Raw genomic sequence first — 22,378 nt, forward strand, 5'->3', positions numbered from 1 at the left:
CGCACCGTGCGCCGGCCGCATGCACGATCGTCACACGCTGAAGCGGTTCAGCGTATAGGCGCGATAGGCTGCGACGAACGCGTCGAACGATCCGGCCTCCTTCGCTTCAAGCTCGGCCTGCTCGGCCAGCGACTTCGCGGCGAGCGCCTGCTCGGTGCGCAGCATCTCGGCCGAAGGCGGGTGCGCGCGGAAATGCGCGGCATGCGCTTCGCTTTGAGCGAGCGCGAATGCGAGGAACGACTGACCGTTCTCGCGCATCGTGCGCAGCACGCGCGCGGACGGCGTGCGCTCCGGGTCGGCGAGCTTCTCGCGTTGCGCGGCAATCGCGCGCGCATGCTCGTCGCCGCCGCGAATGTCGTCGAGACGGCGGCCGACGATGTCGATATCGGCCATCAGCGCGTCCGCCCACGCCTGCAGCGCGACCGGCTGGCCGTCGCGCATCAGCGCGAGCCCCGGCTTGCGGCCATCCAGCGTCACGCTGCCGAAGTTCGCGTTCGCTTCCTTGTACGCGTCGCAGTCGAGCGGCGCGCTTTCGTCGAGCGCGCAGGCGAGCAGGAACGCGTCGAGGAAGCGCGCGGTCTCCAGTGCGATGCCGGTCGGTTCGAACGGATCGATGTCGAGACAGCGCACCTCGATGTACTGCACGCCGCGCGACGCGAGCGCATGCAGCGGCCGCTCGCCCGAATACGTGACGCGCTTCGGCCGGATCGTCGAGTAGAACTCGTTCTCGATCTGCAGCACGTTCGTGTTGATCTGGATCCACTCGCCGTCGCGATGCGTGCCGATCGCCTCGTACGCCGGATACGGCTCGCTGACGGCCTTCGACAGCGCGTCGAGATAGCCGGGCAGCGTGTTGTAGTCGACGTGCAGCGCGGCCTGGGCCGTCGTGTTCGAGTAGCCGAGATCGCTCATCCGCAGGCTGGTCGCATACGGCCGGTACAGCGTATCGGCGTCGAACGTGTCGAGCTTGTGCGGCTTGCCGCGCAGGAACTTCGTGTCGAGCACGGGCGACGCGCCGAACAGGTACATCAGCAGCCAGCTGCGGCGGCGGAAGTTGCGGATCAGCGCGAGATAGCGTTCCGACTGGTAATCGACGAGCGTCGCCGTCGACCCTTCTTCCGCATGCAGGCGCCGCCACACTTCCTCGTGCAGCGAGTAGTTGTAGTGGATGCCGGCGATGCATTGCATCGTGCGGCCGTAGCGATACGCGAGGCCGCGCCGGTACACCGTCTTCAGGCGGCCGATGTTCGACGTGCCGTAGTCGGCGATCGGGATCTGATCGTCGGCCGGCAGCAGTCCGGGCATCGAGTCGCTCCACAGCATCTCGTCGCCGAGCGATGCATAGACGTAGCGATGCAGATCGTCGAGGCGTTCGAGCGTGAGCGCGGCGTCGCGCTCCGCGGGCGTGATCAGTTCGATCAGCGCTTCGGAATAGTCGGTCGTCAGCGCCGGATGCGTGAGCGCCGAACCGAGCGCGCGCGGATGCGGCGTGAACGCGATCATCCCGTCGCGCGTCACGCGCAGGCTTTCCTTTTCGATGCCGCGCAGGCCGTCGGGCAGATGCTGCCGCGTCGGGCCAGAGCTCAGCGCGTCGAGGCGATTCAGCAGCAGTTCGGACTGGCGGTGAGTCATGGTGTTCGACATGGAGACGCAAGTGCGTGACGGCCGCGCGCAGAACGCCGCGCGCGGCCGGCTGGATTGTTGGTCGCTTCGTTGGTAGCGGGCACTTTAACATCTCGCCGGAACCCGCGCTTGAGGTGGCCGCGGGCACGGCGCGCGGGCCTGAGCGGGCCGTCGGACGGGCCGGGCGCGGCCGTCCCGGCCGGTATCGCCGGTTCCGGACGACGCCGATCGGATGCCGGCCGGCGCCATTCGTCGGACGGAACGCGAACGGCGAACGAGCGGCGGCAAGTGCAACCTTGTCGGCGATTGGATCGCGAAACGACGCGTACGCACGCATCGCACGCGCGACGTCCGGCCGACGCCGGACGCGCGAACTCGCCATGACCCGCCGCGTCACGCCGGCGCTTGCCGCATGCCGGCGCCGTGTGCGCAACGGGTTGCAGCCCGGCCGCGTTGCAGTCGCGCCCGGTGGCGGGCCGCCGCGCTTACCCGCCGCGCGCGCCGCCCGCCCGGTCGGCCACTTCGTTCCACAGATGCAGCGCCGCATACGCACGCCACGGCCGCCAGCCTTCGGTGCGGCGCTTCTGGCTGGTGAGCCGGTCGAGCGCCGGGTCGCGCGCGGCGATCGACTGCATCAGCACGAGATCGGATGCCGGCCACGCGTCCGGGTCGCGCCACGCGCGCATCGCAATGTATTCGACGGTCCACGGGCCGATGCCGGGCAGCTCGAGCCATGCGCTGCGCAGCGTCGCGAGATCGGCATGCGCGCGGTCGACCGGCACGTCGCCCGCCGCCACCGCGCGCGCCACGCCGGTCAGCGCCGCCACGCGCTTGCCGGGCATCCCGATCTTGTCGAGATCGCACGCGGCCAGCGCGTCGGGTGTCGGGAAACGCCACGCGGGCGCGCCGTCGTCTTCATGAATCACGCGTTCGCCGGCCCGTTCGACGAGCCGGCCGACGATCGTCGTCGCGGCCTTCACGCTCACCTGCTGGCCGACGATCGCGCGCACGGCCAGCTCGAACCCCGACCACGCGCCCGGCACGCGCAGCCCCGGCGCGGCCTCGACGAGCGGCGCGAACCAAGGGTCGCGCGCGAGCCCGCCGCCGATCGCGGCCGGATCGGCGCCGAGGTCGAACATCGTCGCGACGCGTGCGGCGAACGCATCGTCGACGTGACGCGCGAGCGCCCCTTCGACGGTCGCGATCAAGCAATGCTTGCGCGGATGTTTCGCGACGGTGAGCCGGCCTGCAATGCCATGCAGGTCGACGATGCGGCGATACACGCCGTCGGCGACCTGCTCGACGCCCGGAATCGCGCGCCCGCTGAAGAAGCGCAGCACGCGCGCCCAGTCGTACGGCGCCTTGTAGCGCAGCTCCATCTGCGCGGACGGCGGCACTGGGCCGCCGTTCGCGAGGGACTTGATCGTCGTCGTCTCGATACTCAAACCGCACTGCCCTCCGTCTCGGCTTCGGCTTCATCGTTGTCGTGGATATGACGCGCCTCGGCCGCGAGCAGCGTCGCCTTGCGGCGCACGCCCCAGCGATAGCCGGCGAGCGCACCGCCCTTTTGCACGACGCGGTGGCACGGGATCGCGAGCGCGACCGGATTCGACGCGCACGCGGACGCGACCGCCCGCACCGCGCGCGGCGAGCCGAGCGCCTCGGCGATCTCCGAATAGCTGCGCGTTTCGCCGTACGGGATGTGCGTCAGCGCTTCCCACACGCGCTGCTGAAACGCGGTCGGCGCGATGTCGAGCGGCAGGTCGAATGCGTGCCGCGTGCCGTCGAGGTACGCGCGGATCTGTGTGACGAACGGCGCGAGCCGGGCCGGCGATTCGACCAGTTCGGCCCGCGCGAACGCCGCCTTCAGCTCGCCGACGAGCGACGCCGCGTCGTCGCCGAACGCGATCCGGCAGATGCCCTGTTCGGTGGCGGCGACGAGCACCGTGCCGAGCGACGTCGGCGCGGTCGCATAGTCGATCCGCAAGCCCGCGCCCTGGCGGCGGAAGGACGACGGCGCCATCCCCAATTCGCGCGGCACCGACGCATAGAGCCGCGACGGCGAATTGAAACCCGCGTCGACGGCCGCCTGCGTGACCGGCTGTCCGCTTTGCAGCGCCTGCCGCAGCGCGGCGCCGCGCTGCGCGGCCTGGTACTGCCGCGGCGACACGCCGACCACGCGCTTGAAGAGCCGCTGCAGGTGGAACGGGCTCACGTGTACGGCATCGCTCAACTGCTGCAGCGTGAGCCGCTCGGCGTGCGCGTCGAGCACCGCGCACGCGCGATTGACGATTTCCAGCTCGCGCGGCAGCCCTTCCGGCTGACAACGCTTGCAGGGCCGGAAGCCGGCCGCGCGCGCGGCCGCCGGATCGGCGAAAAAGGACACGTTCTCGCGGCGCGGCTGGCGCGACGCGCAGGTCGGCCGGCAGAACACGCCGGTCGTGCTGACGGCATAGAAGAACGCGCCGTCCGCATGCGGATCGCGTTCGGTCACGGCGGCCCAGCGGGCCTCGTCGGTCGGATAGGCGGTTTTCATTTGAACCTCGCACTCTCTAGTGTAGACGGTGCCTACTCTAGACATCGGCGCATGCCGTCGCGCCCTGAATCTTGCTCTGTGATTCGTGCCGATGAATCGGGGCCGCATCGCTAAAAATAAATCCGACGAAACGCGCGCGACAGCCGCTCCCGCATGGCTTTCGTCATCGTCGCGTCATCATTTTGCTGCAGTGCGGATGCGACAAATCGTCGTCCTGACGTTTTTTTGCAATCGGAATATTGCGTCGCACCATCGCCGTGTGTATAGTTGGAACTGTCTCCTCCATGTCTCCTCCTGATATGGATTAAGCCCGTTCCGCTCTGCGTGAACGGGCTTTTTTTCGTCCGTCGATTGTGCCGCGCTCCGGCCGGCAGCGCAGGCGCGTTGCGTCTACACTCGATGCTCGTCGACTGCGAAGGAGTGCCCGCCCATGAAGCCCACCATCCGCGGAATCGATCACATCGTGCTGCGCGTGACCGACATGGCGGCAATGACACGTTTTTACTGCGACGCCGTCGGTTGCCATGTGGAGAAGGAGCAGCCCGACCTGGGCCTCGTGCAGCTGCGCGCCGGCGATGCGCTGATCGACCTGCTCGCGGTCGGCGGCCCGATCGACCGCCCCGACAGCGGCCCGCCCGGCACCGGGCGCAACCTCGACCACCTGTGCCTGCGCGTCGAGCCGTTCGATCCCGACGCATTGATCGCCCATTTCGCCGCGCATGGCGCGCGGCCGGAAGCGCCGGCGCAACGCTACGGCGCAAGCGGCTACGGGCCGTCGATCTACCTGTTCGATCCCGAAGGGAACATGGTCGAATTCAAGGGGCCGCCGGCCGCGCTCGGCTGAACGCGGCCGGCGCGCGGGCCGTCACGCGTCGGCGCGCGCCTTCAGTACCGTCCACTCGACCGCGACCGGATCGTGATCGGCGCTCGAGATCCATGCGGCGCCGTCCTGCACCGTGCACTGCAGGCGCATCGTGCGCTCCGCGAGTCGCCCGAGCGCAGCCGCGACACCATCGGCGAGCGACAGCACCTGCACGTTGCGCAGCCGTTCGACCTTGCTGCGCACGCCCTGCCACCAGATCTCCGACGTCTTGCCGCCGTAGGCGATCACCGTGACCTGCCCGGCACGGCCGGCCGCCTTCGAGATGCGCCGTTCGTCCGGCTGGCCGGCCTCGATCCATACGTCGATCGCGCCCGTCAGGTCCTTCTGCCACAGATCGGGCTCGTCGACGTCCGACAGCCCCTTGCAGAATTCGAGTCGCTCGTGCGCGAACAGCGCGAACGCGACGATGCGCACCATCATCCGATCGTCGGTTTCCGACGGATGGCGCGCCACCGTCAGCGCGTGATCGGCATAGTAATGCCGATCCATGTCGGCGATTTGCAGTTCGGCTTTGTAGATCGTGGATTTCAGCGCCATGCGGATGCGGCCCGGGCGGGCATTCGGTTCGGTCGGGCCGTGATGATACCGAATGCGCGCCGTCCGACGTGCTTCATGCGCGATCCACAGTACAACGGCCCGGCATGGGCCGGGCCGTGTTCGATTCGCGCCGCCGACCCGACGGGCCGGCGCGCTCGCGCGTCGTGCGACGGCGCGGTGAGTGGACGGTTACTGCTTGACGAAGCGCGAATCGGTCCAGAGGCCTTGCTGGTCGCTGTTGTCGGCGCTGACGAACTGCACGTCGCCCTGCTCGACCGATACCACGCGGAAGCGCTGGCCTTCCGGCACCGACAGGCAGCGGAAGTCGTCGAAGTACTGCTGCTTCGCCTGCGACTTGCCGTCACGTTCGTGACTCAGTACGGAGTCCAGATTGTCTTTCGACAGGCAGCCCCATGCGTTCTTCGTCAGCTGGATTTCCTGCTTCGGCTTGACGGCCGAATCGCCGCCGGCCTGGGCAATCGACACAGCGCAAAATGCGCCGACAAGGGCAAAAAGGACACCGGTACGCTTCATCATGTTCTGTCTCCAGGCTTGCGGGCACCAGGCTGGGTTAGCTATGTGTTTAAAGGTGATCGTGAACCCGCGTTTTTCACTTTAGAAGACCGGCAAACGATAGCAAGCACATTTGTTGTGCGACCGCAATAGCGGCGGATTGTCGCACCCCGTGCGCAGCCCGCTTTTGGCGCGACACGCGCGGGCGGCACGGGCTGCCGAACGATGCGCCGGCCCGCGCCGCCGGGCGGAAAGCGTTACCCGGCAAGGCTTTCAGCAAATTTACAATGCGACGATTGAACGGTTTGGATAATCCATTTCGCTATCCGGATCATTTTGATGCGTTGCACATAAAGTCATCCGAAACGATTCGACTTTACCGCAGCGCGGAATCGCTTTTACCTGAAACAAGAAAAATGCCAGATATAAGCGCATCCGTATTTATCCGTAGTTCCCCGCATCCGTTCGGCGCCTGCGAAGCCCCGTCGCAAGCGCCTTTTACCAGTGTGGTGTTTACCCTGCTTTATTCAGCCCGATTGGCTGACGCGCGAAATAATCGTGCTGGAAGATGCACATCCGATAAGCGTTGTGATACGCGCCATTCCCGAAAAATTCTTCCTTCAATTCGGCCTCGTGCTGGAATCCGCATTTCTCGTACACATGGATCGCCGCCGCGTTCGACGTATCCACGATCAGGTAAAGCTTGCGCATGTTCAGCACCTTGAACGCGTACTCGACCGCGAGACGCGTCGCCTGGCCCGCGTAGCCGCGCCCCTGGCAGTGCGGCGCGATGATGATCTGGAACTCGCCGCGACGGTGGATGTAGTCGAGCTCGATCAGCTCGACGAGGCCGACCAGTTCGTCTTGCGCATCGACCGCGACGAACCGGCGCTCGCGCTGGTCGTGCACGTGGCGGTCGTACAGTTGCGACAGTTCCGAGAAGGTTTCGTACGGCTCCTCGAACCAGTAGCGCATGATCTTCGCGTCGTTGTTCAGCTCGTGGACGAAGCGCAGGTCCTGGCGCTCCAGCGGCCGCAGCGCGAGCGTGTGGGTATCGTTCTGGAGTTGCATGTTCATGTCCTTTTCGATGCCGGCGCACGTGCGGAACGCCGGCGCGGCACGGCCGCGTTCGGCGCCGTTGCGCACCGTAAGAAATTGAATGCCGGCGCAGTTCAGAGCCTAGAATGAGAGCAAGGGTTCCTGCCACCGCAAGGAGGCTATCGTGATCGAGCAAGTCATACTCGGCATTTTCCTCGTGCTGCCGCTGGTCATCGTGGCTGCGCTGTTTTCCGACGAACTCTGGCAGGAGCATCGCCGCCAGCATCCGCGCGACGAGAACGCACCGCACATCGACTGGAAGCATCCGTGGCGCCGCGTGCGACGCGGGCATTGACTTCGATCCTCGTCGATCCGCAGCACGCGTCGGCCGGGCCACCCTGGGCCGGATAACATGCGGTGCACGATTCTTGCGCTTCGATCCGATTCCCGCTCAACCCGCGAGACCCCGACGTGAACGACAAGCCCGCCCTTCCTCCGCACGATATCCCGAACGAAACGATCGACCTGCAGATCGCCGATGTGCTGGCGGCCGTCCGCTATCCGGCGAACAAGGATGCGATCGTCGATGCCGCACGCGATGCCGGCGCCAGTAACGAAGTGCTGTCGATGCTCGACGGTCTGCCCGAACAGGATTACGCGGACGTCGACGCCGTCACGCGCTGCGTCGCCGGCAACTTCGGCCCGGGGCTCGGCATTTGAGCGGACGCCAATAACGGGATAGGATCGGACCGCACCCGTCGCGCCGCGATCGGATGCGTGCCGCCTGGCGCAAGACCGGGCGCTCGAGCACGCATGCCCGGGGGAATCCATGGAAGGCATCCTGATCCAGCACACGACGCGACGTCAGCTGTGGTTCGGCGCGCTGACGGCACTCGTCATCCTGCTTGCGCTCGGGATCGCCGCGCCGCACGCGAACGTCGCGCTGCCGGCCGTCGAGCCATTCATGCCGATGTGCGCGCTCACCGTGTTCACGACCGCGAGCATCGCGGCGTTCTTCCTCGGCGCGCAGTTCACCGTGACGCGCCAGCCCGTGCTCGGTGCGCTCGGCGGCGCCTATGCGTTCACCGCGCTCGCCGTCGCGCTGCAACTGCTCACCTTTCCCGGCGTGTTCGCGCCGCACGGCCTGCTCGGCGCGCGCCCGCAGAGCGCCGCATGGATGTGGATCTTCTGGCATGCCGGCTTTCCGTGCTTCGTGATGGCCGCGCTGTTCGCACGCGAGCGGCTCACGCGTGCCCCGGTCGGCGCGAAAGAGACGCGCCGCTGGACGATCGCGCTCGTCGGCGGCCCGGCCGTCGCGGCGGCGCTCCTGTGCGCGCTCGCGCTGAACGTGTCGCTGCCGCCCGCGTTCCATCCGCCTCGCGACGCAGCCGTGCTGCCCGTCAACGGCATCGCGCTCGTCGTATGGATCCTCAACGTGCTCGCGCTCGCGGCCGTGCTCGTCGCGGGCCGGCTGCGCACGACGCTCGACCTGTGGCTCGCGATCGCGGTGCTCGCGTGCCTGACCGACACGACGCTGAACCTGCTGACCACGAACCGCTTCACGGTCGGCTGGTATGTCGCGCGCGTGTTCAGCATGTTCACGCCCGGCGTGCTCGTGTGCGTGCTCGCGTGGGAAGTGACGATGCTGTATCAGCAGTTGTTCGAAGCGCATGCGACGCTGATCCGTTCTTCCGCGCGCGACGGGCTCACGGGCGCGTTCAACCGCAGCCACTTCAACGATCATTTCCACACGCTGTTCCTGCAGGCGCGACGGCAGGGCGAACCGCTGTCGCTGCTGATGGTCGACGTCGATCACTTCAAGGCGTACAACGACGCGTTCGGTCACGTGAAGGGCGATGCGTGCCTGATCGCCGTCGCGAACGCACTGGCCGGCGCCGTACGGCGGCCGGCCGATATCGTCGCGCGCTACGGCGGCGAGGAATTCGCGATCGTGCTGCCGAACACCGACGCGCGCGGTGCGCGGGTGGTGGCCGACGAAGCGCGCGAAGCCATGCTGCGGCTCAACCTCGCGATGCCCGATTCGCCGGCCGGACGCGTGAGCGTCAGCGTCGGCTGCGCAACCGTGGCGGCCGATGATCTGTCGACACCCGACGCGTTGATCGAAGCCGCCGATGCCGCGCTGTACCGGGCGAAGGATATGGGGCGAAACCGGGTCGTCGTCGCCTGAAAACGTCTGCTGTTTGGCTAATTGTTACGGTCATTGTGACCGGAATAATCCGCCGTTACGGATTGCGTGACCGGGATACCAACGCTTACAGCCGGTGTTGTGGGCGCTCGCTATGCTGGGTTCCATATCGAACCCGAGCAGGTGAACGCGATGAAGAAGACCCTTTTGCTGATTGCCGGCGTCGCCGTGTTGTTGAGCGGCTGTATCGTGGTGCCTGACGGTGGCGGGTATTACGGGGATGGCGGGTATTACCATCATCATCGTCATTGGGATTAAGGCCTCCCGGCCGAGTGGAAGAACGTTGCCCGTGCCAACTGCTCCCTCATCCTCCAGCGGCTTCACGGCACCATCGCCCCCCTCCCGTCCGACACCACACCGGCCGATTGCGTGCGTGTGGCGGCTCGGTCGGGCAGCACAGTCCTGATCATCGACGGCATCATCATTCAAGATCAGGCAGCTACCCGCCGCAGTCGAATCATGCAGCGCAAAGAAAAGGTGTTTGAATTTGTTTCGGAAGCCGGCAATAACGATGCATGGGTGCCAATGCTGTTCGTACTCGATGGCACGCCGCTGGCAGCTGCAACGTACAGCTCAGTGTCCGCTCACTTCCCGATACAAAACCTGCTGAAAATCACTCCCAGCAGATCGTCCGAAGTGAACTCCCCGGTAATCGAATTGAGCTGCTCCTGCGCGAGCCGAAGCTCTTCCGCAAACAGATCGAGCGACTGCGCGCGCTGCTCCGCATGATCGGCCGCCTGTGCGAGATGCGCCTGCGCAGCCCGCAGCGCGATCAGATGCCGCTCGCGCGCCAGATAAACGCCCTCGGCCCCCGCCTGCCATCCGGCGATCCGCAGCAGCTCCGCGCGCAGCATGTCGATCCCGTCGCCGCGCTTGGCCGACAGATGTACCTCGGTCAGGTCACCTTCCGCCGCCGGATGCTCGACGCTTGCCGGCACGCCGGTCAGATCCGTCTTGTTCAGCACGCGCACCACCGGCACGCCGGCCGGAAACCGCGCCGCGATCGTCCCGTCGTCCGGCGTCATTCCCGTGCGCGAATCGAGCAGATGCAGCACGACATCCGCGCGCTCGATCTCGCTCCACGTGCGCGCAATGCCGATCCGCTCGACTTCGTCCTCCGTCTCGCGCAGCCCGGCCGTATCGATGATGTGCAGCGGAATCCCTTCGACCTGGATCGTCTGCGCGACCTTGTCGCGCGTCGTTCCGGCGATCGGCGTGACGATCGCCAGCTCGGCGCCCGCCAGCGCATTCAGCAGCGACGACTTGCCGACGTTCGGCTGCCCAGCGAGCACGACCGACAGCCCTTCGCGCAACAGCGCGCCCTGCCGCGCATCGCCGAGCACGTGCGCGAGCTGCGCACGGATCTTCGCGAGCTTGCCGCGCGCGTCGGCCGCTTCGAGGAAGTCGATTTCCTCCTCCGGAAAATCGAGCGTCGCCTCGACCAGCATCCGCAGCGTGATCACGTCGTCGACGAGCGCATGGATCTGCCGCGAGAACGCGCCGTCGAGCGAACGCCCGGCCGAGCGCGCGGCCGCCTCGGTGCTCGCCTCGATCAGGTCGGCAACGGCCTCGGCCTGCGCGAGGTCGAGCTTGTCGTTCAGGAACGCGCGCCGCGTGAACTCGCCCGGCTCCGCGAGCCGCAGCCCGAAGCCGCGCCCCGCATCCAGGCAGCGCTGCAGCAGCAACTGCATCACGATCGGCCCGCCATGCCCCTGCAGTTCGAGCACGTGCTCGCCGGTATACGAATGCGGCGCCGGGAAATACAGCGCGATCCCGCGGTCGAGCGGCGCGCCGTGCGCGTCGAGGAACGGCACGTAGCTCGCATGACGCGGCGCGAGCTTCTGCCCGCACAACGTGTCGATCAGCGGCAGCGCGGCCGCCTCGCCGCCGCGCCCGAACGACACGCGGACGACCCCGATGCCGCCCCGGCCGGCAGCAGTGGCAATGGCGACGATCGGATCGGAATCGGTAGCGAGCATGGGAATCGGAGAAATCGGGTAAGCAGCGAGTCAATGGCGCGCCCGCACAACAGTTCGGGCATCGGAACGCCGGCATTGTAGCGTGCCGGCTCGCCCGCCACCGGCCGCGACGCCGGATTCGGACTCGCCCGAATTTATCCCGCCGGGGATAAGCCAAGTATTAGTCCGGCATCATCACACACCGGCCATTTCGGACGAGTATGCGTGCCGGAGGGGCTCGGCACTGCGTCCCTCAATTTCATCGCCCATCCTGATCAGGGCCGGGATTCGTCCGAATAAGATACGTTTATCTCATATGGTTGTCTGAGACGCGGCGATGGAATTGCACAATCTCCCCATGCCGACATCCGAAGAAAAAGCCGCGTTCTCGGAACGCCTGAAATTTGCCCTGCGGCGCAGCCCGGAGAAGGTCACGGGCGCGACGGAGCTGGCGAACCGATTCAATCTGCGCCATCGCGGAACGCATCCCGTTTCGCCGCAAACCGCGCACAAATGGTTGACGGGCCGCACGATCCCGACGTCGGACAAACTCGAAACGCTTGCCGAATGGTTGCGCGTCGAAGTGCACTGGCTGCATTACGGGCCGTCGCCGAGCGTGATCGAACATCCGACGCCGCAACCGCTGCCGCGCGACGAACGCTATCCGCCGACGCCCGAGACGATCGAACTCGCATCGAAGATCGAAGCGCTGTCTCCCCACCAGCGCTACCTCGTTCAGGAACTGGTCGAGCAGTTCTACGGCGATCCGAAACCCGAAGCGAAGAAAGCCTGAACGGCAGCAACCGCACGCGCCGCCGTCGCCGGGAAACAAAAAGCCGCATGGTCACGAACCATGCGGCTTTTTTTGCGAGCATCGCGGGCGGCTGGCCGCCCGCGAATGCAACGGACGTCAGGCCGGCTTCTTCTTGACGCCGCCGAGCTTGCGCGTGATGTAGTACTGCTGCGCGATCGACAGCACGTTGTTGACGACGTAATACAGCACGAGACCGGCCGGGAAGAAGAAGAACATCACCGAGAACGCGATCGGCATGAACTTCATCATCTTCGCCTGGACCGGATCCGGCGGCGTCGGGTTCAGGCTCGTCTGCACGAACATCGACACGGCCATCAGCACCGGCAGGATGAAGAACGGATCGCGCTGCGACAGGTCATGAATCCACAGAATCCACGGCGCGCCGCGCATTTCGACCGAGGCGAGCAGCACCCAGTACAGCGAGATGAACACCGGGATCTGGATCACGACCGGCAGGCAGCCGCCGAACGGATTGACCTTCTCGGTCTTGTACAGCTCCATCAGCGCGGCGTTCATCTTCTGCGGATCGCTCTTGAAGCGTTCGCGCAGCGCCTGCATGCGCGGCGTGATTTCCTTCATGCGCGCCATCGACTTGTAGCTCGCCGCCGACAGCGGGAAGAACACGGCCTTGATCAGCACCGTCAGCAGCACGATCGCCCAACCCCAGTTGCCGACGTAGCTGTGGATCTTCTCGAGCAGCCAGAACAGCGGCTTCGCGATGATCGTCACCCAGCCGTAGTCCTTCACGAGCTCCAGGCCGGGCGCGATGCCTTCGAGCATGCGCTCTTCTTCCGGACCGGCGAACAGGCGCGCCTGCACGTCGGCCGACTGGCCCGGCGCGATCGCGGCGACCGGTTGCTCTACGCCGATGCGATAGAGCGACCCGTCCAACTTCTTCGCGTAGATCTCACGCTTCGCGCCTTGCTGCGGAATCCACGCCGACGCGAAGTAGTGCTGCACCATCGCGATCCAGCCATTGTCGGCAGAGGTCTCGAAGTTCGCCTTGTTCTTGTCGAGATCGCTGAAGTCAATCTTCTGAAAGTGCTTCGCATCCGTATAGACCGCCGGCCCGAGGAACGTATGCGAGAACATCGGCGTTTCGACCGGCGTGTTGTCGCGGACCAGCTCCATATAGAGCCTCGGCGTCACAGGCGCCGTACCGACGTTGTCGATCTTGGTGTCGACGCCGATCACGTAGCTGCCGCGCGTGAACGTGTAGGTCTTCACGACCTTCACGCCGCCCTTCACCGGCGATTCGAACGACAGCTTCAGCGTGTTCTGATCGCCCGTCAGCGACGTCGGGCCCGCATCGATCTGCGTGTAGACGTCCGTGTGATTCGGGAAATCGCCGCCGACGAGGCCCGTGCGTGCGAGATACGTGTGGCCGGCCGTGTGGTCGAACAGCGTGATGTACAGGTCGGGCTGCTTGCCGTCGCCCTGCTTCTTCAGCGTCAGCTTCGCGAGCGTGCCGCCGCGCGTGTCGATTTCGCCGTCGTACACGTCGGTCGAGAATTTCACGAGCTGCGCCTGCGCGGCCGGGGCCGTCGTCGACGGTGCGGCGCCGGCTGCGGCGGCAGGCACGTCACCTGCGGTCGTCGCGCCCGTGCCCGATGCGCCGCCGGCAGCGGCCGGGGCCGTGTGCGTGGCGCTCGGGAAGAACATCGACGGGCGTCCATGGTCCCGCTGCCAGTTGTCGTACAGCATGACAGCTGACATGAAGAAGATCACCCATAGGACGGTGCGTTTGATATCCATGCGTTGTCTCAGAGTCGATGGGACCGCGCGTCGGCTTCGCCGCGAGCGCGAGTGTCGGAGTTGGGCGGCGGGACGAGGTCGATGCCGCCCGCGGAAAACGGATGGCATCGGCACACGCGCCTGACGGCGAGATACGTGCCGCGCGCGGCGCCATGATACTGGATTGCCTCGCGCGCGTAATCCGAACAGGAAGGATAAAAACGGCAACGGTTGCCGAGCATCGGGCTCACGGCAACCTTGTAGAAGCGCAGCAAGGCGATCAATACCGTTTTCATACCTTGGGCGGCGCCGTACGACGCCGCGTCAAAACCGGCCGGGCGGGCGCGAACGCCGCACCGGGCACGGATGCGTCACTCGGACGCGGGCTTCGACGCGCGGCGGGCGATTTCCCGGGCTGCCCTGTCGAGCAGCTCGCGGATCTCGGCCGCACACATCGCCGCGAGCGGGGCGGAAGCCGCGCTCGGCAGCGCTTTCTTGTCGAAGCGCGTGTGCTGCCGCAGCAGCAGGTCGTAACCGGCGAATTCGGCCCGGCGCAAGCGAAACGCATCGCGCGCCAGCCGCTTCACGAGGTTACGGGTCACCGCTCGCGGCGCATACTTCTTGCCGATGACGAGCCCCAGACGCGCGGGCTGACCGGTCGGCTTGCCGTAAATCACGAAGTGCGCGGAACGCCGCCAGGGGCGCAAACGAAAAACGGATGAAAATTCATCCGTTTTCAGAAGTCGCGCAGCTTTCGGGAAGGCGGCTTTCGTCTGCGACGGATTCGCACCCGGCTCGACGGCACCTTCCGCAGGGCTGCGGACGGCGGACACAGCGCGCAACCTGCCTTAGATGGCGAGGCGCTTGCGGCCCTTCGCGCGGCGAGCGTTGATGACCTTGCGGCCGCCTGCCGTCTTCATGCGGACACGGAAGCCATGGGTGCGCTTGCGGCGCGTCACGGACGGTTGGTAAGTACGTTTCATGATGTTCTCACTTGTTCGAGAATGTCGAAATTCAGGGGACCGCGTGCCCTTAACCGGAGGCATTCGGGCGAACGCAATCGCCGGGAATACAGGATTGGTTTTCGCGGAACCCGCTATTTAAACCGTTTTTCTCTTGACGGTCAATACTTTAGGAGTCGTCCGCCTGTGCCGGCCCACTCCGATCCGGCCCCGCGACCCACAATCCCAGCCTGTGGATAAGTCCCGCTGTGGCCGCGTTTGGCGTTAGAATCTCGCCTTATCTCCAAGAATCCCGCACGCCGCTTCGGCGCCCGCCTGCCCCTCCAGGACTGTGACGCAGGCGTCCGAGGCACGCTCGCACGACCGCTTCGGGCCTTGTTGCGCAACCGCGACAAGGGCGCCGGCGAGCCGCGCTGTGCATGCAAAAAACGACAGCTACTTGATGAACGATTTCTGGCAACACTGTTCCGCACTGCTGGAGCGCGAGCTGACGCCCCAGCAGTACGTGACGTGGATCAAACCCTTGGCCCCGGTGGCCTTCGATGCGTCGGCGAACACGCTGTCCATCGCCGCGCCGAACCGCTTCAAGCTGGACTGGGTCAAGAGCCAGTTTTCGGGCCGCATCTCCGATCTGGCCCGAGAATTCTGGAACACGCCGATCGAAGTCCAGTTCGTCCTCGATCCGAAGGCCGGCATGCGCAGCGCGCCCGCGGGCGCCGCACCGGCCGCCCCGCGTGCGCCGCTGGCCCCGAGCGGCCCGGCCGCGACGGTCGCCGCGATCGCCGCCAACCTGACCGCGCATGCCGCCGCGGCGCCCAGCGCGCCGGCCGACGTACCGATGACGCCGTCCGCGGCCGCCGCGCACCACCTGAACGCCGACGACGCCGACATCGATCTGCCGAGCCTGCCCGCGCACGAAGCGGCGGCGGGCCGCCGCACGTGGCGTCCGGGCCCGGGCGCCGCGCCCGCCAACGGCGGCGAAGCCGATTCGATGTACGAACGTTCGAAGCTGAACCCGGTGCTCACGTTCGACAACTTCGTGACCGGTAAAGCGAACCAGCTCGCGCGCGCCGCCGCGATCCAGGTCGCAGACAACCCCGGCATCTCGTACAACCCGCTGTTCCTGTACGGCGGCGTCGGCCTCGGCAAGACCCACCTGATTCACGCGATCGGCAACCAGCTGCTGCTCGACAAGGCCGGTGCGCGGATCCGCTACATCCACGCGGAACAGTACGTGTCGGACGTGGTGAAGGCGTACCAACGCAAGGCATTCGACGACTTCAAGCGCTACTACCACTCACTCGACCTGCTGCTGATCGACGATATCCAGTTCTTCTCCGGCAAGTCGCGCACGCAAGAGGAATTCTTCTACGCGTTCGAGGCGCTCGTCGCGAACAAGGCGCAGGTGATCATCACCAGCGACACGTATCCGAAGGAGATCTCGGGCATCGACGATCGCCTGATCTCGCGCTTCGACTCCGGCCTCACCGTCGCGATCGAGCCGCCCGAGCTCGAGATGCGCGTGGCGATCCTGATGCGCAAGGCGCAATCGGAAGGCGTGAACCTGTCGGAAGACGTCGCGTTCTTCGTCGCGAAGCACCTGCGCTCGAACGTGCGCGAACTCGAAGGCGCGCTGCGCAAGATCCTCGCATATTCGAAGTTCCATGGCCGCGAGATCTCGATCGAGCTGACCAAGGAAGCGCTGAAGGACCTGCTGACCGTGCAGAACCGGCAGATTTCGGTCGAGAACATCCAGAAGACCGTCGCCGACTTCTACAACATCAAGGTCGCGGACATGTACTCGAAGAAGCGCCCCGCGAACATCGCGCGGCCGCGGCAGATTGCGATGTACCTGGCGAAGGAACTCACGCAGAAGAGCCTGCCGGAGATCGGCGAGCTGTTCGGCGGGCGCGATCACACCACCGTGCTGCACGCGGTGCGCAAGATCGCCGACGAGCGCAGCAAGGACGCGCAGCTCAATCACGAGCTGCACGTGCTGGAACAGACACTGAAGGGCTGAACGGGCCGGCGCGCTTGATAATTCGGCCTCCGCCCCAATTTAAGGGGGGCGGTTCGGTTTTGAGGCACAATACTGGTTTGACCGCCCCGGTGGTGGCGGGCCAAGAGCCCGGCCGGCGGGGCGCTGCGTGGCTGCTGCGCTGCAGGCCGTTACTCAACGAAGGAACTCTATGCAACTGGTCAAGACCGAACGAGACACCCTCCTCAGGCCGCTGCAAACGGTCAGCGGCATCGTCGAACGCCGCCATACGTTGCCGATCCTCGCCAACCTGCTGATCACCAAGAACGGCCCGGACGTTTCATTCCTGTCGACCGACCTGGAGCTGCAGATCACCACGCGCGCCGATTTCGGCGTCGGCGGCGACCAGATCGCGACCACCGTCGCGGCCCGCAAGCTGCTCGACATCCTGCGCGCGATGCCTGACGGCCAGGTCACGCTGTCGCTCGCCGACAAGCGCCTCACCGTTCAATCGGGCAAGAGCCGTTTCGCGCTGCAGACGCTGGCGGCCGACGAGTTTCCGACCGTCGCGCAGGCGAAGGATTTCGGCGCCACGCTCACCGTCCCGCAGAAGTCGTTCCGCCAGTTGCTCGGCATGGTGCACTTCGCGATGGCGCAGCAGGACATCCGCTACTACCTGAACGGCATGCTGCTCGTCGTCGACGGCGACCAGCTGATGGCCGTGGCCACCGACGGCCACCGCCTCGCGTTCTCGTCGATGAAGCTCGAAGGCGGCACGTTCGGCCGCCAGGAAGTCATCGTGCCGCGCAAGACGATTCTCGAGCTGCAGCGCCTGCTCGAGGACATCGACGACACCGTCACCATCGACATCGCGCAAACCCAGGCCAAGTTCACGTTCGGCCAGGTCGAGCTCGTGTCGAAACTCGTCGAGGGCAAGTTCCCCGACTTCCAGCGCGTGATCCCGAAGGCGCACAAGAACACGTTCGAGATCGGCCGCGAAGAACTGCAGCGTTCGCTGCAGCGCGCGGCGATCCTGACCTCGGACAAGTTCAAGGGCGTGCGCTGCATCGTCGCGCCGGGCCAGCTGAAGATCATGTCGACCAACGCCGATCAGGAAGAGGCGCAGGAAGAACTCGAAATCGCCTACCAGGGCGATACCGTCGACATCGGCTTCAACGTCACGTATCTGCTCGACGTGCTCGCGAACCTGAAGGTCGACACCGTGCAGGTGAGCCTCGGCGACGCCAGTTCGAGCGCACTGATCACCGTGCCCGAGAACGACGAGTTCAAGTATGTCGTGATGCCGATGCGCATCTGACGCGCTCGACATCGCGACACACACCAGGGGGCGGCAAGCCCCTTTGGCGTTTTTATGGCGAACCGACAACCCGCCCCTTCGGTGCCTTTTCGGCGCCCGGGGCGGGCCAGGAAACTCGAGCGGCCGGCGATTTCCCCCCGCTGAAACGCACCGCGCCGCCACGAGAGTGGCCCCGCAGAACCGGAAGATATCCATGAGTGAACAGCACAATTCGCAACCCGATAACAGCAGCTACGGCGCTTCGTCGATCCAGATCCTCGAGGGGCTGGAAGCGGTGCGCAAGCGCCCCGGGATGTACATCGGCGACACGTCGGACGGCACCGGTCTGCACCACCTCGTGTTCGAGGTGCTCGACAACTCGATCGACGAAGCGTTGGCCGGGTACTGCAACGACATCCACGTGACGATTCACGCCGACAACTCGATTTCCGTGACCGACAACGGCCGCGGGATTCCGACCGACGTGAAGATGAACGACAAGCACGAGCCGAAGCGCAGCGCCGCCGAGATCGTGATGACCGAGCTGCACGCCGGCGGCAAGTTCGACCAGAACAGCTACAAGGTGTCGGGCGGCCTGCACGGCGTGGGCGTGTCGTGCGTGAACGCGCTGTCGAGCTGGCTGCGTCTCACCGTGCGCCGCGACGGCAAGAAGCGGTTCATGGAGTTCCACCGCGGCGTCGCGCAGGATCGCGTGATCGAGGTGGTGGACGGCGTGGAAGTGTCGCCGATGCTCGTGACCGGCGACACCGAGAACCGCGGCACCGAAGTGCATTTCATGGCCGATCCGACCATTTTCGGCACGGTCGAGTATCACTACGACATCCTCGCGAAGCGGATGCGCGAGCTTTCGTTCCTGAACAACGGCGTGCGCATTCGCCTCACCGACCTGCGTTCGGGCAAGGAAGACGATTTCGCGTTCGCCGGCGGTGTGAAGGGCTTCGTCGAGTTCATCAACAAGACCAAGAGCACGCTGCACCCGACGGTGTTCTTCGCCAACGGCGAGAAGGACGGCGTGGGCGTCGAAGTCGCGATGCAGTGGAACGACAGCTACAACGAAAACGTGCTGTGCTTCACGAACAACATTCCGCAGCGCGACGGCGGCACGCACCTGACCGGCCTGCGGGCCGCGATGACGCGCGTCATCAACAAGTACATCACCGACAACGAAATCGCGAAGAAGGCGAAGGTCGAGACGACCGGCGACGACATGCGCGAAGGGCTGTCGTGCGTGCTGTCCGTGAAGGTGCCGGAGCCGAAGTTCAGCTCGCAGACGAAGGACAAGCTGGTTTCTTCCGAAGTTCGTGCGCCGGTTGAGGAAGTTGTGGCGAAGGCGTTGGAAGAGTTCCTGCTCGAGACGCCGATCGACGCGAAGATCATTTGCGGGAAGATCGTTGAGGCTGCGCGGGCGCGGGATGCTGCGCGGAAGGCTCGTGAGATGACGCGCCGCAAGGGCGTGCTCGACGGTGTTGGTCTGCCCGGCAAGCTCGCGGACTGTCAGGAGAAGGACCCGGCGAAGTGCGAAATCTACATCGTCGAGGGTGACTCGGCAGGTGGGTCGGCGAAGCAAGGGCGTGATCGGAAGTTTCAGGCGATCCTGCCGCTGCGCGGCAAGGTGCTGAACGTCGAGAAGGCACGCTACGACAAGCTGCTGTCGTCGGAGCAGATCGTCACGCTCGTGACGGCGCTTGGCTGTGGCATCGGCAAGGAAGACTACAACCTCGAGAAGCTCCGCTATCACCGCATCATCATCATGACCGACGCGGACGTCGACGGTGCACACATCCGGACGCTGCTGCTCACGTTCCTCTATCGTCAGATGCCGGACATGATCGAACGCGGGTACGTGTATATCGCGCAGCCGCCGCTTTACAAGATCAAGGCAGGTAAGGACGAGCGGTATCTGAAGGATGATGTGGAGCTCAACGCGCACATGCTGCGGTTGGCGCTGCAAGGGTCGGAGCTGGTGCCGGGTGAGAATGCGGCGGCGATTTCGGGCGATGCGCTTGGGGAGCTGGCACGATCGTATCTGCTGTCGCAGAGCGTGATCGAGCGGTTGAGCCGGTTGTATGACCCGGCAGCGCTGGAAGCGGTCATGGATGGGGTCGTGATCGATCTCTCCAGCGAGGCTTCGACCGAGGCTTCGGCGAAGGCGCTGCACGCGGCGCTGCATGACGACGCGCTGAAGAACGAAGTGCGGGTCGTGCCTTCGTATGACGCGGTTCGCGAACAGCGGTCGCTGCATGTCGAACGGACGCATCACGGCAACGTGCGGGTTTCGGTCATCGACCAGGAATTCCAGCACACGGCGGATTATCAGCAGCTCGTGACGACGGCGAATACGTTCAAGGGGCTTATTGGGGAAGGTGCGGTCATCAAGCGCGGGGAGCGCAGCATGGCTGTCGCGGACTTCAAGAGCGCGATGAAGTGGTTGCTGGCGGATGCTGAACGCAACGTCTCCAAACAACGCTATAAGGGGCTCGGCGAGATGAACCCCGAGCAGCTGTGGGAAACGACGATGGATCCGGCCGTGCGGCGTCTGCTGCGTGTGCAGATCGAGGATGCGATTGCCGCGGATGGGATCTTTACTACCCTCATGGGGGATGATGTCGAGCCGCGGCGGGCGTTTATTGAGTCGAACGCGTTGCGGGCGGGGAATATTGACGTTTGACGTCATTGACGCAAAATAACGAAACTACAAAGCCGGCCGATGGTGGCCGGCTTTTATTTTCGACGTTTAATTACGTCTGCAAATCCAAAATCTTGCTTGCAAGCTCGGCGTCAATAACATTTGGCGGCAACAAATCATAACGCCTAATTGCGCGCTCCAAAATTGCACGCAAAACCTTGAAAATATTTCTAGGAGTCATATCAATAATCCTCTCCAAAGCAGCATCGATCGCGTCCTCAGAAAAAGGATAATAATCACTTGGAGAATCGAACCCTTCTCGCCGAAACCCAACAAGCTGCTCCCGCACAAATTCCTTAGCCTCCTCAGGCTGCATTGCCGGAAGCTCGATATATTTTCGAGTCAACCTTTGCAAAATAGGGCTAGGCAAAACAGCTTCGATCAACGCGGCATCCGCACTAAACCCCCAAATCATGCAAAAATAATTTGGCAGTTGGTTTATTAGCTCTCTAAAAGATTGAAGCAACTGAACAGACTCCACCGCCTTCATTTCAACAAGATTTTCTTGCTCATCAACAAATAAATAGACAGCCTCATATGCGGGAGCAACAGAACCAATCTTTGCTGTCATAGTTTTAAAAATACCAGCCAACGTCGCGACAGCATTATAGTCATTATTAATTTTAGAACTAAGCCCAATCTCAGGAAAAACCTGCCCGTCGCCTCGCAAAAAATCCCAAACACGATCTATATCGTCGTTTGCGCGCATCAAGAGTTTAATATATGGAATAGCACTCTTGGGCGCCATTTTTTCGAGCGCCTCATTTGTAAGACGGTTTGAGTCCGCCATGAGCTGAGGTTTTATGCTCGCCTCAGCGCCGTGCAAATAATCAACCTTTGCTTGGTTAACTTGATGCGACACATGAGTTGCCAACGACTGAAAAAAGGCCTTACCAAGTTGATCGATTATTACCTTATAAATCTCAACAAATTGAACTTTTTGACTGACGCGAACAGTCTGAAGATAAATTGCCTTTCCTTTATAGTGATCAGCATCGTCTTCATTAATCTTTGTTGCGAGATAACGCAATGCGTGCGATTTTCCCGCACCATAATCCCCATGAACAATTACAAATTCGCTTGAGCCAATATCTGACACACGAACACTATCTACGACGTCTAAGAGAATTTTCTTTTCGTGCTCTCTACCTGCCCATCGATGCACTGACACATCGCTTACCGTGATCGCAAAGGGATCACTAGTTAGACCAAACTCCTCAATTGCGCTCATTTTGGTGCCCTCATTGTGAATTTTCTGCTTTTCCAGATTTGGTATGGAAAGCTTCCCTGGGTGGAAAGCCGAGCGACTTCTCGACGCACCTCTTCCCGATCGTCAGGATGCTCTATTCGAACCATAGTTTCGTCGTTTCGCTCAAAACCACCTGCTGTAAAATTCGAACTTCCTATAAATGCGGCATATCGCGCCGGCTCTTCAAATTCAAAATAATAGAGCTTGGCATGCAAGTTAGTTTCCCTGATTTTCAACGAAACCCCTTCCGCCTCAATAAGCTCGGCTTCTGAGAGCGTAATACAATTAGGCCAAGCCATTCCGTGATTATCGTTAAGTGGCGGGCAAGTCACAATCTCCAATT

22 protein-coding genes are annotated in these 22,378 nt (G+C 64.0%); 9 read left to right on the forward strand and 13 right to left on the reverse strand.

Features of this window, described 5'->3' with window-relative positions:
• Positions 1-30: 30 nt before the first annotated feature.
• From gshA to ada, 3 genes are all read right to left on the reverse strand, one after another.
• On the reverse strand, positions 31-1,644 hold the full coding sequence (gene gshA / locus WS61_RS16200; RefSeq protein WP_059501477.1) for a glutamate--cysteine ligase: 1,614 nt from the start codon (positions 1,642-1,644) through the stop codon (positions 31-33).
• 464 nt (positions 1,645-2,108) lie between these two features.
• Complete coding sequence (locus WS61_RS16205) at positions 2,109-3,068, reverse strand: DNA-3-methyladenine glycosylase (protein ID WP_059501479.1); 960 nt, start codon at positions 3,066-3,068, stop codon at positions 2,109-2,111.
• Entirely contained in the window at positions 3,065-4,159 is a 1,095-nt protein-coding gene (gene ada / locus WS61_RS16210; protein WP_059501482.1) for a bifunctional DNA-binding transcriptional regulator/O6-methylguanine-DNA methyltransferase Ada, read from the reverse strand. Before ada ends, WS61_RS16205 begins: the two co-directional genes overlap by 4 nt.
• A 430-nt stretch (positions 4,160-4,589) precedes the next feature.
• On the opposite strand from ada, the gene WS61_RS16215 reads away from it, so the two are divergent.
• A complete protein-coding gene (locus WS61_RS16215; protein ID WP_059501485.1) occupies positions 4,590-5,003 on the forward strand; it encodes a VOC family protein in 414 nt (137 codons plus the stop codon).
• Positions 5,004-5,024: 21 nt separating this feature from the next.
• Here WS61_RS16215 and WS61_RS16220 read toward each other — a convergent pair whose 3' ends face one another.
• From WS61_RS16220 to speG, 3 genes are all read right to left on the reverse strand, one after another.
• On the reverse strand, positions 5,025-5,579 hold the full coding sequence (locus WS61_RS16220; RefSeq protein ID WP_059501487.1) for a YaeQ family protein: 555 nt from the start codon (positions 5,577-5,579) through the stop codon (positions 5,025-5,027).
• Positions 5,580-5,768: 189 nt separating this feature from the next.
• Positions 5,769-6,116 (reverse strand): surface attachment protein Sap1, encoded by a 348-nt coding sequence (sap1, locus tag WS61_RS16225; RefSeq protein ID WP_059501489.1) that lies wholly within the window; start codon positions 6,114-6,116, stop codon positions 5,769-5,771.
• A 489-nt stretch (positions 6,117-6,605) separates the two neighbouring features.
• Positions 6,606-7,163: a spermidine N1-acetyltransferase gene (gene speG, locus WS61_RS16230; protein WP_059501514.1), complete on the reverse strand. Its 558-nt coding sequence runs from the start codon at positions 7,161-7,163 to the stop codon at positions 6,606-6,608.
• 151 nt (positions 7,164-7,314) lie between these two features.
• Here speG and WS61_RS35220 point away from each other — a divergent pair, with 151 nt between their 5' ends.
• The 4 genes from WS61_RS35220 to WS61_RS35660 all read left to right on the forward strand — a co-directional run bounded on the left by WS61_RS35220 (position 7,315) and on the right by WS61_RS35660 (position 9,594).
• A complete protein-coding gene (locus WS61_RS35220; protein ID WP_006489933.1) occupies positions 7,315-7,485 on the forward strand; it encodes a hypothetical protein in 171 nt (56 codons plus the stop codon).
• Between the two features lie 116 nt (positions 7,486-7,601).
• A complete protein-coding gene (locus tag WS61_RS16235) occupies positions 7,602-7,850 on the forward strand; it encodes a DUF2795 domain-containing protein (RefSeq protein ID WP_059501490.1) in 249 nt (82 codons plus the stop codon).
• A gap of 109 nt (positions 7,851-7,959) precedes the next feature.
• The gene (locus tag WS61_RS16240; protein WP_059501492.1) at positions 7,960-9,318 is read left to right on the forward strand and encodes a diguanylate cyclase; all 1,359 of its coding nucleotides are present in this window, start codon (positions 7,960-7,962) and stop codon (positions 9,316-9,318) included.
• Between the two features lie 150 nt (positions 9,319-9,468).
• Positions 9,469-9,594, forward strand: coding sequence for a hypothetical protein (locus tag WS61_RS35660; protein ID WP_256980637.1), 126 nt, complete (start codon positions 9,469-9,471; stop codon positions 9,592-9,594).
• Between the two features lie 326 nt (positions 9,595-9,920).
• Here the strand turns inward: WS61_RS35660 and mnmE are convergent, their stop codons facing one another.
• On the reverse strand, positions 9,921-11,315 hold the full coding sequence (gene mnmE / locus WS61_RS16245; RefSeq protein WP_059501493.1) for a tRNA uridine-5-carboxymethylaminomethyl(34) synthesis GTPase MnmE: 1,395 nt from the start codon (positions 11,313-11,315) through the stop codon (positions 9,921-9,923).
• A gap of 337 nt (positions 11,316-11,652) precedes the next feature.
• Here mnmE and WS61_RS16250 point away from each other — a divergent pair, with 337 nt between their 5' ends.
• Complete coding sequence (locus tag WS61_RS16250; RefSeq protein ID WP_059501495.1) at positions 11,653-12,087, forward strand: transcriptional regulator; 435 nt, start codon at positions 11,653-11,655, stop codon at positions 12,085-12,087.
• Positions 12,088-12,204: 117 nt separating this feature from the next.
• On the opposite strand, the gene yidC is transcribed toward WS61_RS16250, so the two are convergent.
• The 4 genes from yidC to rpmH all read right to left on the reverse strand — a co-directional run bounded on the left by yidC (position 12,205) and on the right by rpmH (position 14,825).
• On the reverse strand, positions 12,205-13,863 hold the full coding sequence (yidC, locus tag WS61_RS16255; protein ID WP_059501498.1) for a membrane protein insertase YidC: 1,659 nt from the start codon (positions 13,861-13,863) through the stop codon (positions 12,205-12,207).
• An 8-nt stretch (positions 13,864-13,871) separates the two neighbouring features.
• A complete protein-coding gene (gene yidD / locus WS61_RS16260) occupies positions 13,872-14,138 on the reverse strand; it encodes a membrane protein insertion efficiency factor YidD (protein WP_006489939.1) in 267 nt (88 codons plus the stop codon).
• Between the two features lie 75 nt (positions 14,139-14,213).
• Positions 14,214-14,675: a ribonuclease P protein component gene (gene rnpA, locus WS61_RS16265; RefSeq protein ID WP_034208729.1), complete on the reverse strand. Its 462-nt coding sequence runs from the start codon at positions 14,673-14,675 to the stop codon at positions 14,214-14,216.
• A gap of 15 nt (positions 14,676-14,690) precedes the next feature.
• The gene (gene rpmH / locus WS61_RS16270; protein WP_004198824.1) at positions 14,691-14,825 is read right to left on the reverse strand and encodes a 50S ribosomal protein L34; all 135 of its coding nucleotides are present in this window, start codon (positions 14,823-14,825) and stop codon (positions 14,691-14,693) included.
• A 421-nt stretch (positions 14,826-15,246) separates the two neighbouring features.
• Here rpmH and dnaA point away from each other — a divergent pair, with 421 nt between their 5' ends.
• The 3 genes from dnaA (at position 15,247) to gyrB (ending at position 20,768) form a co-directional block, all read left to right on the forward strand.
• A complete protein-coding gene (dnaA, locus tag WS61_RS16275) occupies positions 15,247-16,824 on the forward strand; it encodes a chromosomal replication initiator protein DnaA (RefSeq protein WP_059501500.1) in 1,578 nt (525 codons plus the stop codon).
• Between the two features lie 169 nt (positions 16,825-16,993).
• The gene (gene dnaN / locus WS61_RS16280; protein ID WP_034208731.1) at positions 16,994-18,100 is read left to right on the forward strand and encodes a DNA polymerase III subunit beta; all 1,107 of its coding nucleotides are present in this window, start codon (positions 16,994-16,996) and stop codon (positions 18,098-18,100) included.
• Positions 18,101-18,293: 193 nt separating this feature from the next.
• The gene (gyrB, locus tag WS61_RS16285; RefSeq protein WP_059501502.1) at positions 18,294-20,768 is read left to right on the forward strand and encodes a DNA topoisomerase (ATP-hydrolyzing) subunit B; all 2,475 of its coding nucleotides are present in this window, start codon (positions 18,294-18,296) and stop codon (positions 20,766-20,768) included.
• Between the two features lie 70 nt (positions 20,769-20,838).
• Here gyrB and WS61_RS34880 read toward each other — a convergent pair whose 3' ends face one another.
• Both WS61_RS34880 and WS61_RS36080 read right to left on the reverse strand, forming a co-directional pair.
• Positions 20,839-22,017 (reverse strand): ATP-binding protein, encoded by a 1,179-nt coding sequence (locus WS61_RS34880; RefSeq protein WP_157692737.1) that lies wholly within the window; start codon positions 22,015-22,017, stop codon positions 20,839-20,841.
• Positions 22,014-22,334 carry a phospholipase D-like domain-containing protein gene (locus WS61_RS36080; protein WP_373557123.1) on the reverse strand — a complete coding sequence of 107 codons (321 nt, stop codon included), beginning with the start codon at positions 22,332-22,334 and terminating at the stop codon, positions 22,014-22,016. The genes WS61_RS34880 and WS61_RS36080 overlap by 4 nt, the downstream gene beginning before the upstream one ends.
• Between the last annotated feature and the right edge of the window lie 44 nt (positions 22,335-22,378).

Origin of the sequence: Burkholderia sp. ABCPW 11, assembly GCF_001523445.1 — a bacterium.
Taxonomy (GTDB): Bacteria; Pseudomonadota; Gammaproteobacteria; order Burkholderiales; family Burkholderiaceae; genus Burkholderia.

Excerpts from the sequence above, each read along its gene's own strand:
- yidC (WP_059501498.1), bottom strand. The coding sequence starts at position 13,863 with ATGGATATCAAACGCACCGTCCTATGGGTGATCTTCTTCATGTCAGCT.
- WS61_RS34880 (WP_157692737.1), bottom strand. The coding sequence starts at position 22,017 with ATGAGCGCAATTGAGGAGTTTGGTCTAACTAGTGATCCCTTTGCGATC.
- WS61_RS16250 (WP_059501495.1), top strand. The coding sequence starts at position 11,653 with ATGCCGACATCCGAAGAAAAAGCCGCGTTCTCGGAACGCCTGAAATTT.
- gyrB (WP_059501502.1), top strand. The coding sequence starts at position 18,294 with ATGAGTGAACAGCACAATTCGCAACCCGATAACAGCAGCTACGGCGCT.
- WS61_RS16240 (WP_059501492.1), top strand. The coding sequence starts at position 7,960 with ATGGAAGGCATCCTGATCCAGCACACGACGCGACGTCAGCTGTGGTTC.
- yidD (WP_006489939.1), bottom strand. The coding sequence starts at position 14,138 with ATGAAAACGGTATTGATCGCCTTGCTGCGCTTCTACAAGGTTGCCGTG.
- gshA (WP_059501477.1), bottom strand. The coding sequence starts at position 1,644 with ATGTCGAACACCATGACTCACCGCCAGTCCGAACTGCTGCTGAATCGC.
- dnaN (WP_034208731.1), top strand. The coding sequence starts at position 16,994 with ATGCAACTGGTCAAGACCGAACGAGACACCCTCCTCAGGCCGCTGCAA.
- dnaA (WP_059501500.1), top strand. The coding sequence starts at position 15,247 with ATGAACGATTTCTGGCAACACTGTTCCGCACTGCTGGAGCGCGAGCTG.
- sap1 (WP_059501489.1), bottom strand. The coding sequence starts at position 6,116 with ATGATGAAGCGTACCGGTGTCCTTTTTGCCCTTGTCGGCGCATTTTGC.
- speG (WP_059501514.1), bottom strand. The coding sequence starts at position 7,163 with ATGCAACTCCAGAACGATACCCACACGCTCGCGCTGCGGCCGCTGGAG.
- WS61_RS16215 (WP_059501485.1), top strand. The coding sequence starts at position 4,590 with ATGAAGCCCACCATCCGCGGAATCGATCACATCGTGCTGCGCGTGACC.
- ada (WP_059501482.1), bottom strand. The coding sequence starts at position 4,159 with ATGAAAACCGCCTATCCGACCGACGAGGCCCGCTGGGCCGCCGTGACC.
- mnmE (WP_059501493.1), bottom strand. The coding sequence starts at position 11,315 with ATGCTCGCTACCGATTCCGATCCGATCGTCGCCATTGCCACTGCTGCC.
- WS61_RS16220 (WP_059501487.1), bottom strand. The coding sequence starts at position 5,579 with ATGGCGCTGAAATCCACGATCTACAAAGCCGAACTGCAAATCGCCGAC.
- WS61_RS36080 (WP_373557123.1), bottom strand. The coding sequence starts at position 22,334 with ATGGCTTGGCCTAATTGTATTACGCTCTCAGAAGCCGAGCTTATTGAG.
- rpmH (WP_004198824.1), bottom strand. The coding sequence starts at position 14,825 with ATGAAACGTACTTACCAACCGTCCGTGACGCGCCGCAAGCGCACCCAT.
- WS61_RS35660 (WP_256980637.1), top strand. The coding sequence starts at position 9,469 with ATGAAGAAGACCCTTTTGCTGATTGCCGGCGTCGCCGTGTTGTTGAGC.